Raw genomic sequence first — 15,391 nt, 5'->3', positions numbered from 1 at the left:
CCACGCGCTCGCTCCGCTCAGCCCGCCCCGCGCAGCCGTACGGCCGACCCCGACCTGTCCTTCACCACCTCGAGTTGGGCGTGGACGCGCCGCCGCAGGTCGGCGACGTGGCTGACGATCCCGACGCTGCGGTCGCGTTCGCGCAGGGAGTCGAGGACGTCGAGGACCTCGTCCAGGGTCTGGTCGTCGAGGCTGCCGAAGCCCTCGTCGATGAAGAGGGTGTCCAGGCGCACCCCGCCTGCCTCGTCCGTGACAACGTCCGCGAGGCCGAGAGCGAGGGCGAGCGAGGCGAAGAACGTCTCGCCACCCGACAGCGTCGCCGTGTCCCGCTCGCGGCCCGTCCAGGCGTCGACGACGTGCAGTCCGAGACCGCTGCGGCCGCGGCCGGCCCGGTCGTCGGAGTGGACGAGGGTGTAGCGGCCGGACGACATGCGCCGCAGGCGTACGGTCGCGGCGGCGGCCACCTGTTCCAGGCGGGCCGCGAGGACGTAGGACTCCAGGCGCATCCTGCGCTCGTTGTCGGCCGAGGTGCCCGCGGTGAGGGCGGCGAGGCGGGCCACACGGTCGTACTCCTCCCGCAGCGGGGCCAGTCGGCGTACGCCGGTCGCCGCGCGTGCGGAGAGCCGGTCGAGTTCGTCGCGACGGCGGTCGGCGGCGTCCCGCGCGGAGACGGCCTCGCGCAGCCGCCGGTCCGCGTCGGCCTCGGCGGCCCGGGCTGCGGTGAGGTCGGCGGGCGGCTGGTGTGCGGCGTCCGCGGTGTCGGCCTCGGCGAGGACCGCGCGCACGGCGGTCTCCTCCGTGTGCCAGGCGTCCAGGCGCCGTTGCAGCTCGCGGTGGGCGGCGTCGTCGAGGAGAGCGGCGGACGCGGCCTCGGGGGTGTCGAAGCCGGCCCGGAACGCGGCCTCGGCGAGTCGTCCGTCGGCGTCCTTGAGCCGCTCGGCGCTGTCCTCGACGGCGCGTGCGGCCTCGGCGGCCCCGGTGAGCAGTGCCGCGCGCCGCTCCAGCTGGACGGCCCGCGCGGCGACGGTCCCGGCGGTTCCCCTGGCGTGGGTCAGCTCCGCCTCCAGGGCGGCCTTCTCCCGGTCCAGGCTCTCCCGCAGGGCCAGCCGGGAGGTCGCCCGGAGTTCGGCCTCCCGGCGGTCGGTCAGCCGCCGCTCGCGCTCCTGCTCGGCGCTGAGCAGCTCCCGCTGTGCCGCGTGCAGGGCGGAGGCGTCCCGGCGGGCTTGAGCCAGCTCGGCTTCCAGCTCCCCGGCTTCCTCGGCGAGTCGCGCCGTGGGGGTGTCGCCCGCCTCGGCGGTGGCTGCGGCCAGTTCCTCACGTACCGCGCCGAGGCGGCGCTCGTCCCGGGCACGCTGTTCCTCGGCGGCCTGGTGCTCGCCGAGCGCGCGCTCCTCCGCCTCGCGGTCGACGTGCCCGGCGACCTTGCGCGCGGGTGCGGGGTGTTCGGTGGCGCCGCAGACGGCGCAGGGCTCTCCGTCGGCAAGGCTCGCGGCGAGTTCGGCCGCGATGCCGTTCAGGCGCTGTTCCTTCAGGTCCAGCCAGTGGTCCTTGGCGTCTGCGGCGGCCCCGGCGGAGGCGAGCGCCCGCCGCCGCGCCTCCTCGGTGTCCACGGCCAGTGCGTCGCGCACCCGGGCGGCGGCGAGCCGCCGGCGCGCGGGTTCGAGCCGCAGGGCAAGCCCCTCGGCCCGGGCGGCGGCCTCCTGGGCGGTGTCGATGCGCGTCCGCAGCTCCGATCGGGCCGTCTCCCACCCCGCGAGCCAGGCCTCGGCCTCCTGGAGCACGTCGTCGTCGGCGCGCTCCTGCCGGTCCGCCGCGGCGCGCTCGGCGACGACGTCCGCCAGGCGCAGCTCGGCGCGGCGGGCCGGCTCCAGCCCGCCCAGTTCCTCGGCGGTCCGGCGGGCGGCGGCGGCCAGTCCGGCGGCGCCGGAGTCGGCGAACTCCGCCGGGAGCGCCGCACGCGCGCGTGCCTCGGCGGCGGCCGCCCGGCGGTGCCCGGCGTCGGCGGCCTCGCGCAGCTCCAGCGCCGGTGCCACCGTCTCGGCCTTGCGCCCCCGTTCCATGCGGGTCTGAGCCTCCCGGTGGGCACCGGCCCGCTCCGCGAGGCGCTCGGCGCGCTCCCGGGCCTCGGCGTACCGCTGTTGCAGCCGGGCCGTTTCGCGTACCCGGTGCAGCGCCGCCTCGGCGTCGGCGTGGGCGGACTCGGCGGCCGTGAGCCGGCACCGGGCGACGGTCAGTTGCTCGCGCGCGGTGGCGCGGGCGACGGCGGCCGCGGTGAGGACGGCCTGTGCCAGGCCGGGCTCGCCCGGCGCGAGTTCGGGCAGCTCCATGGCGTCGCCCGCCGCCTGCTGCATGCGGTGCGCGTCGGCCAGCAGCGCCGCGTCGCCCTCGCGCACCCGGGCCTCGGTGGCGCGCCGGCGCTCGGCGAGACGCTTCTCCACCGCGGCGAAACGGTGCGTGTCGAACAGTCTTCCGAGCAGCTTGCCGCGGGCCTCGGCGTCGGCGCGCAGGAACCGTGCGAAGTCGCCCTGGGGCAGCAGGACGACCTGGCAGAACTGCTCGCGGCTCATCCCGAGCAGCTGGGTGATCTCCTCACCTGTCTCCTGGTGGGAGCGGCTGAGGTCCTTCCAGGCACCGGCGCTCGCGTCGTACTCGCGCAGCAGGCTCTGGGCCTTGTCGAGCGTGGTGCCCGTGCCGCGCTTCTTGGGGCGCTCCCAGGGCGGCAGGCGGGTGACCTCCAGGCGGCGTCCGGCGACGGTGAGGTCGAGGGTGACCTGGGTGCGGGTGCCCGCGGCGGCGTGGTCGCTGCGCAGGGCCGTGCCCTGTCCGCTCTGCCGGGCGCCGGGGACCGCGCCGTACAGCGCGTAGCACACGGCGTCCAGGACGGAGGTCTTGCCCGCGCCGGTGGGGCCGTGCAGCAGGAACAGCCCGGCGGCCGACAGCGCGTCGAAGTCGACCGTCTGCGAGCCGCCGAAGGGGCCGAACGCGGTGATGTCGAGCCGGTGCAGCCTCACCGCGCCACCTCCCGTACCGCCTCGTCCGCTCGGACCTCGTCGAACGTCTCGCGGAGCACCGCCCGTTCGTGCTCGTCGGGTGCCGCGCCGCGCACGTGGGCGACGAAGTCCTCCGCGATCTGCTGGTCGCCGCGGCCGGCCAGCCGGCGGGCGTAGGACACGTCCGGTTCGCCGGGTGCGCGTTCGGGCTCGAAGACGAGGCTGAGGGTGTGCGGGAAGCGCTCGGTGAGGCGGGCCATGGGTTCGGCGGGGCGGACCGGGTCGGTGAGCGTCGCCTCGACCCACGCCTCGCGGTGGCGGGCGAGGTCCGGGTCGGCGAGCAGGTCCTCCAGCGTGCCCCGGATGCGGGCCAGGGCGCGCGGGACCGGGCAGTCGACCCGCTCGGCGCCCGCGAAGCCGTCGGCGTCCAGGTCGACGAGCCACATGCTCTTGCGGTGGGCGGCCTCGGAGAAGGAGTACGGCAGCGGGGAGCCGGAGTAGCGCACGCGCTCGGTGATGGCCTGGCAGCCGTGCAGATGCCCCAGGGCGGTGTAGTCGACGCCGGCGAACACGCCCGCGGGGACGGCGGCGACCCCGCCGACGGTGATGTCCCGTTCACTGTCGCTGGGCTCGCCGCCGGTGACGAAGGCGTGCGCGAGGACGACGGAGCGGGTGCCACGCGCACGCGTGGCGAGGTCGGCGCGGACCCGGTCCATTGCGGCGCCGAGCACCGCCTCGTGGCCTGCGCCGTCGACCGCGAACTCGTCCTTGACCAGGGCGGGTTCGAGGTAGGGCAGACCGTAGAGGGCGACCTCGCCGTGGGTGTCCGTGAGGACCACCGGGGTCCCGCACGCCGACGGTTCGGTGCGCAGGTGGATGCCCGCCCGGTCGATCAGCCGCGCGCCGACGCCGAGACGGCGGGCCGAGTCGTGGTTCCCGGAGATCATCACCGTGGGCACGCCGAGGCCGGCGAGCCGGTGCAGGGCGTCGTCGAAGAGCTCGACCGCCGCCAGCGGGGGCACCGCGCGGTCGTACACGTCTCCCGACACGACCACCACGTCGACATCGCGCTCGCGCACCGTCGTGACGAGGTGGCCGATGAACTCGGCCTGGGCGTCGAGCATGTTCACGCGGTGGAACGCCCGGCCCAGATGCCAGTCGGAAGTATGCAGGAGCCTCATGGTCCTCGAAGACTAACGGCCGGGTCTGACATCACGGGCGGATACTTCCGTATCGACCATCACCCACGACGCGATACCGGGCGATTGGTGCGGTATGCCCGATGTTTCACGCGTCTCCGTAGGCCTCGCCGCCCAGTTCGAACCCGGCGGTCCCGGCCGTGGCGTCCGCGAGCCATGCCCGGAAGGCGTCCACGTCGGCGTCCGGCAGGCCGATCTCCAGGGTGACGGCCTCGCCGTAGCGCACGTCGCGCACCTCGCGCCCGGTGGACCTGAGGTCGTTCTGCACCTTGCCCGCCCGCTGGTGGTCCACGGTCACGGTGGCGATGCGGAACCTGCGGCGGGTACGGGTGCCGAGCGTGTCCAGGGCCTCACCCACGGCTCCGCCGTAGGCCCGGATGAGGCCGCCCGCGCCGAGCTTGACGCCACCGTAGTAACGGGTGACGACGGCGACGACGTACCGCATGTCGCGGCGCAGCAGCATCTGGAGCATGGGGACGCCCGCGGTACCGCCCGGCTCGCCGTCGTCGCTCGCCTTCTGGATCCCCGCGTCGGCGCCGATGACGTACGCCCAGCAGTTGTGCGTGGCGTCGGCGTGCTCCTTGCGGACGGCGGCGACGAAGTCCTGGGCCTCCCGCTCGGTGGCCGCCGGGGCGAGAGCGCACAGGAAGCGCGAGCGGTTGATCTCGGTCTCGTGCACGCCCGTGCGTGCGACTGTGCGGTACTCGTCCTGCATCGGTCCAGCCTATGGGGCGCCGGAGCCGGTGCCGCAGGAGGGTTCGCTCCGGACGTCCGGGGGAAGACCCGGCCGCCGGCACGCGTGCGCGGTTCAGCGCCGCTTCTTGGTGCCCCTCGGCACGGTCAGCTCCGTCAGGAGGGCGGCGCCCGGGGCGAGGGACGGCCAGCCGGGGCCGTACCAGGACAGGACGGCGATCGCGGAGGTCGGGAACTTCGTCCGGAGGCGCTCCAGCGTGTCGTCCAGACCGTCGCCGGCCAGTTCCAGGACCAGGTCCTCCAGGCCCGGGTTGTGGCCGATCAGCAGCAGCGTCTCCACCTCTGGCGGCGCCTCGCGCACGGCGGCGAGCAGCTCGGGCACGTCGGCGGCGTACAGCCGGCGGTCGTGGCGCACCGGCGGCGGGGTGCCCCACTGGGCGGAGGCCAGGTCCCAGGTCTGCCGGGCACGCAGCGCGGTGGAGCACAGCGCGAGGTCCGGAAGGCAGTCGGCCTCGGCGAGCGCGCGGCCCGCAGCGGGCGCGTCCCGGCGGCCGCGGGGAGCGAGGGGGCGGTCGTGGTCGGCGACGCCCTCGGGCCAGGCGGACTTGGCGTGCCGCAGCACCACCAGGCGGCGCAGCGGGCCGGCTCCGGTGCGGGCGATCACGGCGTACGCCCCAGGTCGCGTGCGAGGTCGACGCCGAGCAGCCGGTCCGCGTACGCGTACGTCTCGAAGCGGGCGCCGTCCGCCAGGTCCGGATCGGTGCCGACCCACTCCAGCACCCGCAGGACGGCCGCCACGTCCAGGTCGTCCTCCCAGGCGCCGCGCAGCCGTCCGCGCACCTGGTCGGGGACCGGCCGGGAGGGCCGGCGCGCCCACTCGGCGACCGCCGCGCGCCATCGCGCCAGCTTCTGCCGGGCGTCGTCCAGCGCGGCCTCGTCCAGCCGCACGGGCCGGGTGTGGCGGTGGGTGAGCAGCGCCAGGCGCCAGGCGGCGGGGTCGTCGTCGTGCGCGGGGACGGACGGTACGGCCGCGTCGACGGGCGCGACGGCGACGCGGACTCCCCCGGCCGCGGTGTCGGCGCCCTCGGCGGCCACATGGACGACCTGGGCCTTGCCCGGAGCGATGCCGGCGCCGCGGCCGTCCTCGAAGGGGCGGATGCCGAGGGCGGTGGCGGCCTCCCGCAGCTCCTGCTCCTGTTCCCGGCCGCCGGACAGCAGCGGCCACACGGGCGTGCCGTCCAGTTCGAGGGCGCGGACGAGGATGTCGGCGACCAGCAGCACACGCAGACCCGAGGCGTCGCAGCCGGACGCGTGCGCCTCGACACGGGTCAGCCCATGACGGACGGGGGCGGCGTCCACGGGCTCGCCGGTTCGGGCGTCGATGATGCGCAGCACGGCCCGAGCGTAGGCCGCCGGACGGCCGCGCGCAGTCCGGCGGCGCGCGTTCCGGACACGGCGGCGCGTTCCGCACCGGCCGGGAATCGCCGGGCGGTGCCCGTCGTTGCCCGAACGGAAACCCTTCCCGAGACGAGGAGACCCCTGGTGTACGGCGACGCTGCGACGATCCGGAAGATCCTGACCGAGCACGGTGACACCTGGGCGGTCGCGGGGCTGTCCTCGAACCGCGGCCGGGCCGCGTACGGAGTCGCCGAGGTGCTGCGGCGCTTCGGCAAGCGTGTCGTGCCGGTCCACCCGAAGGCGGAGACGGTGCACGGCGAGCAGGGGTACGCCTCCCTCGCGGACATCCCCTTCGACGTGGACGTGGTCGACGTGTTCGTCAACAGCGATCTCGCCGGCCAGGTCGCCGACGAGGCCGTCGCCAAGGGCGCGAAGGCCGTCTGGTTCCAGCTCGGAGTGATCGACGAGCCCGCCTGCGAACGCACCCGCGCGGCGGGCCTGGACATGGTCATGGACCGCTGCCCGGCCATCGAGATCCCCCGCCTGGGCTGACGCTTCCGAGCGGGCGGCCGGGCGGGGCGCGGGCAGCGCCTGTTACTCGGAGATCAGCCCCCGCTGGGGCCGCCGCCGCGGTCAGACGCCCAGGCCCTCCAGCACCACCGCGCCCGGGAGTTCCGCCAACGCCTTGCCCGGGACCAGGAGTTTGCCGCGGCGGCGGCCGCTGCCGACCAGGACGTAGGGGAGGTCGACGACGCGGGAGTCGACCAGGAGGGGCCAGGCGTCGGGCAGTCCGATCGGGGTGATGCCGCCGTACTCCATGCCGGTCTCCCCGGTCGCCACCTCCATGGGCGCGAACGAGGCCTTGCGGGCGTCGAGTTGGCGGCGCACGACGCCGTTGACGTCGACGCGCGTGGTGGACAGCACCAGGCAGGCGGCCAGCCGGGTCCCGCCGCCGCGCCGGCCCGCCACGACCACGCAGTTCGCGGAGGTCTCGAGCAGGTCCTGGCCGTAGTGCTCGACGAAGACGGCGGTGTCGGCCAGCTGCGGGTCGGTCTCGACGTACAGGATCTGGTCGGCCGGGACACAGCCGTGCCAGTGGCGTACGGCGTCGGCGACCGGGCGGGTCAGCTCGTCGAGGCAGTCGGGGGCGGGCGTGGCCTGGTCGAAGTTCCCGATGGGTGCGCGCATGACCGCACGCTAACAGCCGCGCCGGGCGGTGCGGCGGGGCGTCTCAGTGCACGGGCGGGACCGACACGGCCATCAGCATGTCCATCGGCTCGGCGCCCGCGTTGGCGTACGTGTGCGGGGTGTCGGCCTCGAAGGAGGCGCTCGCGCCCGCAGGCACGCGGTAGTCCACCGCGTCGACGGTGAGCGTCAGCTCCCCCGCGGTGACGTGCACCAGTTCGACGGTGCCGGTGGGGTGCGGATCGGAGGGGCTGCCCTCGCCGGGCATCAGGCGCCACTCCCACATCTCCAGCGGACCGGGTGCCTCGGCACCCGCCAGGAGCCGGTTGAAGCTGCCGGCTTCGGTGTGCCACAGGCGGACGGCCTGGTCGGCCGGGACGACGCGGACCCGGGGGCCCTGCTCGTAGTCGAGCAGGGTGGTGATGCTGACGCCGAGCGCGTCGCCGATCTTGACGACGGTGCCGAGGCTGGGGTTGGTGCGGGCCTGCTCGATCTGGATGAGCATGCCGCGGCTGACTCCCGCGCGGGCGGCGAGCGTGTCCAGGGTGAAGGCCCGCTCGGTACGCCAGCGTTTGACGTTGCGCGCCAGGGACTGGGTCAGCAGTTCGAGGTCCGACACATTCCGTCCAATATTTTGGATGACAAAGTTTACTTCACTGAACTACGGTGGGTTGCACCCGATCGTTCACCGAACTGTACTGCGAGGCACGCCGTGACAGCATTCTTCGCCCTGGCCACCAGCCTCCTGTGGGGTCTGGCCGACTTCGGCGGCGGACTGCTCACCCGGCGCATGCCCGCGCTCACGGTCGTCGTGGTCTCCCAGTCCGTCGCGGCGGCGGTGCTGGGCGCGATCGTCGTCGCCACCGGCGGCTGGAGCGAGGCCGGACCGCGGCTGTGGTTCGCGTTCGCCGCGGGCCTGGTCGGTCCGGTCGCGATGCTCTCCTTCTACAAGGCGCTCGCTCTCGGCCCGATGGGCGTGGTCTCGCCGCTGGCCTCGCTCGGCGTGGCCGTTCCGATCTCCGTCGGCCTGGTGCTGGGCGAGCGGCCGGGACTGCTCCAGGTCGCGGGGATCGCGGTCGCCGTCACCGGGGTGATGCTCGCGGGCGGGCCGCGCCTCGGGGGCGCCGCGGTGCAGCGGCGGGCGATCGGGCTGACCCTGGTCGCGGCCCTCGGCTTCGGGACGGTCTTCGCGCTGATCGCCGAGGCCTCCACCACCGTCACCGGCCTGTTCCTCGCGCTCTTCGTGCAGCGTGTGACCAATGTGGCGGTGGGCGGAACGGCGCTGTACGCCTCCGCCCGGCGCGGCGGGCCCGTGCTGCCGGAGGCCGGCTTCCCCTGGCGCTCGCTGCCCGCCCTCGGCTCCGTGGGCCTCGCGGACGTCGCGGCCAACGCCACGTACTGCGTCGCCGCCCAGCACGGCCCGGTCACCGTGGCCGCCGTCCTCGCCTCGCTCTACCCGGTGGTGACCGCGCTCGCCGCCCGCGGCTTCCTCAGTGAACGGCTGCGGGCCGTCCAGGCGGCCGGGGCGGGCCTGGCGCTGGTCGGGACACTGCTGCTGGCGACGGGCTGAGCCGCGGGGCCGGCCCGCCGACGGCCCGCACCGGATCAGCCGCCCTCGGTCTCCAGCCCGGCCAGCCGGGAACCAGGCTCTCCGTCCCACTCGGCGGCGCTCTCCCCGTCCAGCTCCGCAAGCGCCAGCAACTGCTCCGGAGTCATCCCCTGCGGTATCGGCACCGGAGCCGGGGTCCGCAGCGGCGGCTGCCAGCCCTCGGCGGTGGTCCAGCGGCGTACGACCTTGGCAGGCGCCCCCGCGACCACCGCGTGGTCGGGTACCTCGCCGCGCACCACGGCACCGGCCGCCACCACGACGTTCCGCCCGATCCGCGCCCCGGGCAGGATCACCGCGCCGGTGCCGACCCAGCAGCCGGAGCCGATCTCCACCGGCTCCATCCGGGGCCACTGCTTGCCGATGGGCTGGTGCGGGTCGTCGTAGGAGTGGTTGGTCGAGGTGACGTAGACATAGGGGCCGAAGTAGCAGTCGCTGCCGATGGTGACCGTGGTGTCGGCGATGACGTGACTGCCGCGGCCGAGCACCACCCCGTCCCCGATGCGCAGGATCGGCTCCGGGCCGAGGTCCAGGTCGGGCATCAGACCGGCGGTCAGCGTGACCTGCTCGCCCACGATGCAGTGCGCGCCGAGGTGGATCCACGGTTCGCCGAAGACCGTGCCGAGCGGGAAGGCCAGCCTGGTACCTGTTCCCATCGCGCCGAAGCGGAGGCGTCCGGGGCACTCCGCCGTGACGGAACCCGTGCGCTGCACCCAGGCCCAGCCCGCGTGGACGGCGCGCTGCGCAAGGCGGCGCCACCATGATGAGAACGTGTTCCTACGCGTGGGCACCCGCTCACCGTACTCAGCCCGGGCCACGCCCATGGCGTCGCACGTCTGTGATCTTCACCCCACCGGATGACGTACGGTGCCGTCGGACCCATGTGGCGAAAGGGAGAACGACGATGACGGACAAGGCGCTGATCGTGGGCATCGGCGGCCGCGAGCCGCAGGTGGACGAGGGGGCGTTCCTGGCACCCACGGCCACGGTGATCGGTGACGTGTCACTGGGTGCGGGCGCGAGCGTCTGGTACGGCGCGGTGCTGCGCGGCGACGTGGAGCGGATCGCCGTCGGCGCGGGCAGCAACGTCCAGGACAACTGCACGCTGCACGCCGACCCCGGCTTCCCGGTAAGCGTCGGCGAGCGCGTCTCCATCGGGCACAACGCCGTGGTGCACGGCGCGACCGTCGAGGACGACTGCCTGATCGGGATGGGGGCGACCGTGCTGAACGGCGCGGTGATCGGCGCCGGATCCCTGGTGGCGGCGCAGGCACTGGTACCGCAGGGCATGCGGGTGCCGCCGGGATCACTGGTCGCCGGTGTTCCCGCGAAGGTCAGGCGGGAGCTGACGCGGGAGGAACGTGAGGGGATCACCCTGAACGGCACGATGTACACGCGGCTCGCGCAGGCGCACCGCGAGGCGCACGCCTGAGACCGGCCGCCCGCGCCCCCTCGGGGAGGGCGTCCGGCTACTCCCCGGCGGGAACCGGTTCGGGCTCCTCGGTCTCGGGCCGCGCGCTCGCCTCCGCCTTCTTCGCCTTGCGCTTGAGCACCAGCATCGAGCCGAGCCCGATGAGCACGGCCGCCACCAGGCCGAGCCAGGAGAACTTCTTCAGCCAGGACTCGGCCACGACACCCACGTAGTAGATGACCGCCGTGGTGCCGCCCGCCCAGCAGATGCCGCCGAGGACGTTGGCGACGAGGAACTTCCAGTACGGCATGTGCAGCACGCCCGCCAGGGGGCCGGCGAAGATGCGCAGCAGGGCGACGAAGCGGCCGAAGAAGACCGCCCACATGCCCCACTTCTCGAAGGAGCGCTCGGCGGTCGCGATGTGCCCCTCGCCGAAGTGCTTGGGGAACTTCTTCCCCAGCCAGGCGAGCAGCGGCCGGCCGCCCTTGCGGCCGATGGCGTAGCCGATGGAGTCGCCGACGACCGCGCCGACGGTGGCGCACACACCCAGGACGACCGGGTTGATGCCCGCGTGCTGCGAGGACAGCAGGGCCGCCGAGACCAGGACGATCTCGCCGGGCAGCGGGATGCCCAGGCTCTCCAGACCGATCACCAGGCCGACCAAGGCGTAGACGGCGGCAGCGGGTACCGTGTCGAGCCATTCCTGGACGTGCACCGCAGGTTCCTCCCCGTTTTCGCGTCCCTGTGCTGCTGCGGAGCGCCGCGAGACACGCCCCCTCGGAAGCCTACCGGGTCGGCCCGGCCGGGCGGCTCCCGCGGATCGCGCCCGCGTTCCCGGCCGCGACCGGGCAGTTCCCTCGCACGCACCGTCTTTCCCGGCGGACCGGCGCCGCCGCCTGGAGGGGGCGCCGGGTGTCCGCCCCGGGGGCGGGTGTCCGCCCCGGGGGCGGGTGTCCGCCCCCGGTGTTGCGCGGCCCCGGTGCTCCGCGGCCGCGCAGAGGGCGGCGGCAGCGGCTCAGCCGTTGGGCCGCAGGGTCCAGACGACGGTCATCTCTCCCGTCACTTCTCCGTCCGCGCGCCGGATCTCGACCGACACCGGGAACTCCGGCCGCTGTCCCGCGTCCAGCTCCGCGACGACGTCGGCGGCCGGACGGCCCAGGGTCGCGGTGGCGGTGACGGCACCCATGGCCAGCTTCCGGTAGGCGATCTCGGCCCGTACGGCGAGCGGCACGGCACGCGAGAGCTGGTCGCCGAACGCGGCCAGCACTATGGCCCCGCTCGCGGACTCCCCCAGCGTGAACATCGCGCCGGCGTGCGGCCCGCCCACGTGGTTGTGATAGTCGGCCTGGTCCGGCAGGGCGACCTCCGCCCGTTCCGGCGTGGTCCGACGGAATTCGAGGTTCAGGGTCCGGGCCATCGGCACGGTGGCGGCGAGCATCTCGCCGATCGACATCTGGTCAGCACTCATGTTCGGAATGTTACTCATCAGTAGCCCGTTCGGGCCAGAGCCCGCACGCGGCAATGGCACGCCCTACTGGTACGTCCCTGACAAAAGCTGGTGACCGAATCGTGTCCCTGGCGCCACTAGGGTTACTGCCCATGTGGCCAGGACAGCAGCCGCCCGGGGGCGAGCAGAACCCGCAGAACAACCCGTATCAGCAGCCGGGATACCAGCAGCCGAATCCCTATCAGCAGCCCGGCTACCAGCAGCCCAACCCATATGCCCAGCAACCTCAGTGGGGTGCGCCCACACAGATAGGCGGCCCCGAGTCGCCGAAGCAGCCGGGCGGGGGCGGCGACCGGACGAAGCTCGTCGCGATCCTCTGCCTCACGGCCGTGGCCCTGACCACCGCGGTGACCGGCTTCCTGGTGCTCGGCGGGGGCAAGGACGACAAGGCCGACGGCGGGTCGAACGACACCAAGTCGAGCCCGTCCCCCACTGCTTCCGCCTCCGCCGAACCGAGCGCCTCGGACTCGGAATCGGGCTCGGACTCGGACGACAACCCGCGCGGCACGGAGACCGAGAAGCCGACGGTTCCCGGCTGGAAGGTCGTCGTGAACCCCAAGCGGGGCGTCGCCTTCGACGTCCCGGCCGACTGGGAGGTGCAGTCCGCGGGTCTGAGCATCGGATTCGAAGACCACAAGAGCGGCAAGCCGCTCACCATCATGTCCGGGGTGGCCGAGTACAAGACCAAGTGGTGCACGTCCGCCGCCGACAAGGGCGGCCGCGAGGAGAACACCTCGCTCGCCGCGGCGGGCACCAAGGGCGCCGACGGCGCCAAGAACACCGACGAGGTGGCCGTGAACACCGTGGGCTGGTGGGTCTACGGCGGTTACACCCAGCCCGACAAGAAGAGCCTGACGTTCGACCAGAAGGCCAAGCCCTACACGACCACGTCGGGCATCAAGGGCAGTATCGCCTGGGCCCAGTCGAGCAACACGCCCCAGAAGGGCAAGTGCGCGAGCGACGGCAAGGCGCTCTCCTTCGGCTTCAAGAACTCCGCCGGGGACTTCGTGTCCTGGAACTTCTACGGCGCCAAGGGTGTGGGCGACGAGGTCCCCACCGCGACCATCATGAAGATCCTCAGCACGGTCCGGCTGCACGGAACCCCGACCGGGGGCTGACGGGCGGCTGTCCGGCACCCGCGGCGGCTCCGGGCCGGCGCCGGTCAGCCGATGCCGAACGCGCCCTCCGGAGGCTCGGGCGACGGTACGGCCCGGTCGTCCCGCACCGGCTCGGCATCCCCGGTGAACTCCTCCAGCGCGACGCCGTGTTCGACGCGGGCGGGGAACGCGTCGGAGGCGGTCCGCCGGGTCAGCGCGGCCACGTCGAGGGGGCGGTGCGCGGCGAGCAGCACCGCGTTGCCGAAGCGGCGGCCGCGCAGCACCGCGGGTTCGGCGATCAGCGCGAGCTCCTCGAACACCGCCGCCAGGGTGGCGAGTTGGGAACGCAGGAAGGCGAACGGAGCGGCGTCGGCGAGGTTGGCGAGATAGACGCCGTCCGGGCGCAGCACGCGCTCGGCCTCGCGGATGTAGCCGAGGGACGTGAGGTGGGCCGGCACCCGCGAGCCGCCGAAGACGTCCGCGATCAGGACGTCCGCCGAGTCGCCGGGGGCGGCTTCCAGCCAGGCGCGGGCGTCGGCGGTGTGCAGCGAGACGTCGGCTCCGTCCGGCAGCGGCAGATGGTCGACGACCATCTCCAGCAGGCCGTGGTCGGCCTCGACGACGTCCTGCCGGGAGCCGGGCCGGGTCGCCGCCACGTATCGCGGCAGGGTGAGGGCGCCCCCGCCGAGGTGCAGCACGTCCAGCGGGGAGCCCGGCTCCGCGACCGTGTCCAGGGCGTGGCCGAGCCTCCGCGTGTACTCGAACTCCAGGTGGGCGGGCGCGTCCAGGTCGACGTACGACTGCGGCGCGCCGTCCACGGTCAGCAGCCAGGCCCGTTCGCGGTCGACGTCGGGCATCAGCTTGGCGGTCCCGTGATCGACGGGTCGGGTCACGGGTATCGGCTCCATCACGCGTCCATTGTGCCGGTCCATCAAACCTCGGACGGCCCTGTCGCGCCCCAGGTGGGGGGACCGCCGGCCGGCTGACACCGGCCGGCGGTCCCCGGCGCCCACGAGCCCCTGCACCCGACTCACACCACGGCGGTCACGGTCCCCGCGCCGACGGTGCGGCCGCCCTCACGGACAGCGAAACCCAGCCCCGGCTCCAGAGGCACCTCGCGCCCCAGCTCCACCGTCACCGTGACGGTGTCGCCGGGCCGCGCCACGGCCGCCTCACCGAGGTCGATGTCGCCCACCACGTCCGCCGTGCGGATGTAGAACTGCGGCCGGTAGCCGGTGGCCAGCGGTGTCGTGCGGCCGCCCTCACGCGCCGACAGCACGTACACCCGCGCGGTGAAGCGCCGGCGCGGGACCACACTGCCCGGCGCCGCGACGACGTGGCCGCGTCGGACCGCGTCACGCGGCACCCCGCGCAGCAGCAGCGCCACGTTGTCCCCGGCCTGCGCCTCCTCCATGGGTTTGCCGAAGGTCTCCAGGCCGGTGACCACCGTCTCCAGACCGGCACCCAACACCTCGACCCGGTCGCCGACGCGGACCGTGCCGCGCTCGACCGCGCCCGTCACCACGGTTCCGCGGCCGGTGATGGTGAGCACGTTCTCCACCGGCAGCAGGAACGGCGCGTCCAGGTACCGCTCGGGCATCGGCACATAGGTGTCCACCGCGTCGAGCAGCGCCTCGATCGACGCCGTCCAGCGCGGGTCGCCCTCCAGGGCACGCAGCCCGGAGACCCGTACGACGGGGACCGCGTCGCCGCCGAAGCCGTGCGAGGTGAGCAGGTCGCGGACCTCCAGCTCGACGAGGTCGATGAGTTCCTCGTCGCCGGCGTCGGCCTTGTTGAGGGCGACGACGATGTGGTTCACACCCACCTGCCGGGCGAGCAGCACGTGTTCGGCGGTCTGCGGCATGATCCCGTCGAGCGCGGAGACGACGAGGATCGCGCCGTCGAGCTGCGCGGCCCCGGTCACCATGTTCTTGACGTAGTCGGCATGGCCCGGCATGTCCACGTGCGCGTAGTGCCGGGTGTCGGTCTCGTACTCGACGTGCGCGATGTTGATGGTGATACCGCGCGCGGCCTCCTCCGGGGCCCGGTCGATGCGGTCGAACGGGACGAAGGTGCCGGAGCCGCGCTCGGCCAGCACCTTGGTGATGGCGGCGGTCAACGTGGTCTTGCCGTGGTCGACATGACCCATCGTGCCGATGTTGAGATGCGGTTTGGTGCGTACGTACGCCGTCTTGGGCATGGCTGTACCTCGAAGCCTGGTAGGTGCTGCGCTGCGGGACCCCACGGGATGGCCGACCCTCCCCCTGAGGGGTCCGCCGGACGGTCCGGGGAGGGTCAGCTTCGG

General features: G+C 74.0%; 16 protein-coding genes. 4 read left to right on the top strand and 12 right to left on the bottom strand.

Translation table 11 applies throughout. From position 1 onward, the window contains the following. Positions 1-17: 17 nt before the first annotated feature. The 5 genes from CG719_RS05065 to CG719_RS05045 form a co-directional block, all read right to left on the bottom strand. Positions 18-3,011: an AAA family ATPase gene (locus tag CG719_RS05065; RefSeq protein WP_100567279.1), complete on the bottom strand. Its 2,994-nt coding sequence runs from the start codon at positions 3,009-3,011 to the stop codon at positions 18-20. Beyond that, positions 3,008-4,171, bottom strand: a complete 1,164-nt coding sequence (locus CG719_RS05060) for an exonuclease SbcCD subunit D (RefSeq protein ID WP_100567278.1) — start codon at positions 4,169-4,171, stop codon at positions 3,008-3,010. Before CG719_RS05060 ends, CG719_RS05065 begins: the two co-directional genes overlap by 4 nt. A 106-nt stretch (positions 4,172-4,277) precedes the next feature. Next, positions 4,278-4,904 carry a YigZ family protein gene (locus CG719_RS05055; RefSeq protein ID WP_100567277.1) on the bottom strand — a complete coding sequence of 209 codons (627 nt, stop codon included), beginning with the start codon at positions 4,902-4,904 and terminating at the stop codon, positions 4,278-4,280. A 93-nt stretch (positions 4,905-4,997) separates the two neighbouring features. Further along, positions 4,998-5,546, bottom strand: a complete 549-nt coding sequence (locus tag CG719_RS05050; protein ID WP_100567276.1) for a SixA phosphatase family protein — start codon at positions 5,544-5,546, stop codon at positions 4,998-5,000. Continuing rightward, complete coding sequence (locus CG719_RS05045) at positions 5,543-6,277, bottom strand: hypothetical protein (protein WP_100567275.1); 735 nt, start codon at positions 6,275-6,277, stop codon at positions 5,543-5,545. Before CG719_RS05045 ends, CG719_RS05050 begins: the two co-directional genes overlap by 4 nt. A gap of 147 nt (positions 6,278-6,424) precedes the next feature. On the opposite strand from CG719_RS05045, the gene CG719_RS05040 reads away from it, so the two are divergent. Beyond that, positions 6,425-6,832 carry a CoA-binding protein gene (locus tag CG719_RS05040; protein WP_100567274.1) on the top strand — a complete coding sequence of 136 codons (408 nt, stop codon included), beginning with the start codon at positions 6,425-6,427 and terminating at the stop codon, positions 6,830-6,832. Between the two features lie 81 nt (positions 6,833-6,913). On the opposite strand, the gene CG719_RS05035 is transcribed toward CG719_RS05040, so the two are convergent. Together CG719_RS05035 and CG719_RS05030 are read right to left on the bottom strand one after the other, a co-directional pair. After that, a complete protein-coding gene (locus tag CG719_RS05035) occupies positions 6,914-7,468 on the bottom strand; it encodes a YbaK/EbsC family protein (protein ID WP_100567273.1) in 555 nt (184 codons plus the stop codon). 43 nt (positions 7,469-7,511) lie between these two features. Continuing rightward, positions 7,512-8,084, bottom strand: a complete 573-nt coding sequence (locus tag CG719_RS05030) for a helix-turn-helix domain-containing protein (protein ID WP_100567272.1) — start codon at positions 8,082-8,084, stop codon at positions 7,512-7,514. A 93-nt stretch (positions 8,085-8,177) separates the two neighbouring features. On the opposite strand from CG719_RS05030, the gene CG719_RS05025 reads away from it, so the two are divergent. After that, positions 8,178-9,035, top strand: coding sequence for a DMT family transporter (locus CG719_RS05025; protein WP_100567271.1), 858 nt, complete (start codon positions 8,178-8,180; stop codon positions 9,033-9,035). A 35-nt stretch (positions 9,036-9,070) separates the two neighbouring features. Here CG719_RS05025 and CG719_RS05020 read toward each other — a convergent pair whose 3' ends face one another. Then, positions 9,071-9,895, bottom strand: a complete 825-nt coding sequence (locus tag CG719_RS05020; protein ID WP_100567270.1) for an acyltransferase — start codon at positions 9,893-9,895, stop codon at positions 9,071-9,073. An 80-nt stretch (positions 9,896-9,975) separates the two neighbouring features. Here CG719_RS05020 and CG719_RS05015 point away from each other — a divergent pair, with 80 nt between their 5' ends. Further along, positions 9,976-10,503: a gamma carbonic anhydrase family protein gene (locus CG719_RS05015; protein ID WP_100567269.1), complete on the top strand. Its 528-nt coding sequence runs from the start codon at positions 9,976-9,978 to the stop codon at positions 10,501-10,503. Positions 10,504-10,540: 37 nt separating this feature from the next. Here the strand turns inward: CG719_RS05015 and CG719_RS05010 are convergent, their stop codons facing one another. Then, positions 10,541-11,197, bottom strand: coding sequence for a DedA family protein (locus CG719_RS05010; protein WP_100567268.1), 657 nt, complete (start codon positions 11,195-11,197; stop codon positions 10,541-10,543). A 300-nt stretch (positions 11,198-11,497) separates the two neighbouring features. Beyond that, positions 11,498-11,935: a DUF4442 domain-containing protein gene (locus tag CG719_RS05005; protein WP_199836544.1), complete on the bottom strand. Its 438-nt coding sequence runs from the start codon at positions 11,933-11,935 to the stop codon at positions 11,498-11,500. A gap of 146 nt (positions 11,936-12,081) precedes the next feature. Between CG719_RS05005 and CG719_RS05000 the strand changes: the two genes are divergently transcribed. Next, positions 12,082-13,107, top strand: coding sequence for a hypothetical protein (locus CG719_RS05000; protein WP_100567267.1), 1,026 nt, complete (start codon positions 12,082-12,084; stop codon positions 13,105-13,107). 44 nt (positions 13,108-13,151) lie between these two features. On the opposite strand, the gene CG719_RS04995 is transcribed toward CG719_RS05000, so the two are convergent. Together CG719_RS04995 and tuf are read right to left on the bottom strand one after the other, a co-directional pair. Then, positions 13,152-13,997, bottom strand: coding sequence for a spermidine synthase (locus CG719_RS04995; protein WP_100567266.1), 846 nt, complete (start codon positions 13,995-13,997; stop codon positions 13,152-13,154). A gap of 119 nt (positions 13,998-14,116) precedes the next feature. After that, positions 14,117-15,286 (bottom strand): elongation factor Tu, encoded by a 1,170-nt coding sequence (gene tuf, locus CG719_RS04990; protein WP_100567265.1) that lies wholly within the window; start codon positions 15,284-15,286, stop codon positions 14,117-14,119. Between the last annotated feature and the right edge of the window lie 105 nt (positions 15,287-15,391).

Origin of the sequence: Streptomyces sp. CB01373 (genome assembly GCF_002803075.1) — a bacterium.
Classification (GTDB): Bacteria; Actinomycetota; Actinomycetes; order Streptomycetales; family Streptomycetaceae; genus Streptomyces.
Note: the sequence above shows the minus strand (reverse complement) of the source record. Positions and strands in the feature narration are given on the sequence as shown.

Coding starts and splice junctions, on each gene's coding strand:
- CG719_RS05015 (WP_100567269.1), top strand. CDS start 9,976: ATGACGGACAAGGCGCTGATCGTGGGCATCGGCGGCCGCGAGCCGCAG.
- CG719_RS05060 (WP_100567278.1), bottom strand. CDS start 4,171: ATGAGGCTCCTGCATACTTCCGACTGGCATCTGGGCCGGGCGTTCCAC.
- CG719_RS05035 (WP_100567273.1), bottom strand. CDS start 7,468: ATGCGCGCACCCATCGGGAACTTCGACCAGGCCACGCCCGCCCCCGAC.
- CG719_RS05055 (WP_100567277.1), bottom strand. CDS start 4,904: ATGCAGGACGAGTACCGCACAGTCGCACGCACGGGCGTGCACGAGACC.
- CG719_RS05000 (WP_100567267.1), top strand. CDS start 12,082: ATGTGGCCAGGACAGCAGCCGCCCGGGGGCGAGCAGAACCCGCAGAAC.
- tuf (WP_100567265.1), bottom strand. CDS start 15,286: ATGCCCAAGACGGCGTACGTACGCACCAAACCGCATCTCAACATCGGC.
- CG719_RS05020 (WP_100567270.1), bottom strand. CDS start 9,895: ATGGGCGTGGCCCGGGCTGAGTACGGTGAGCGGGTGCCCACGCGTAGG.
- CG719_RS05005 (WP_199836544.1), bottom strand. CDS start 11,935: ATGTCGATCGGCGAGATGCTCGCCGCCACCGTGCCGATGGCCCGGACC.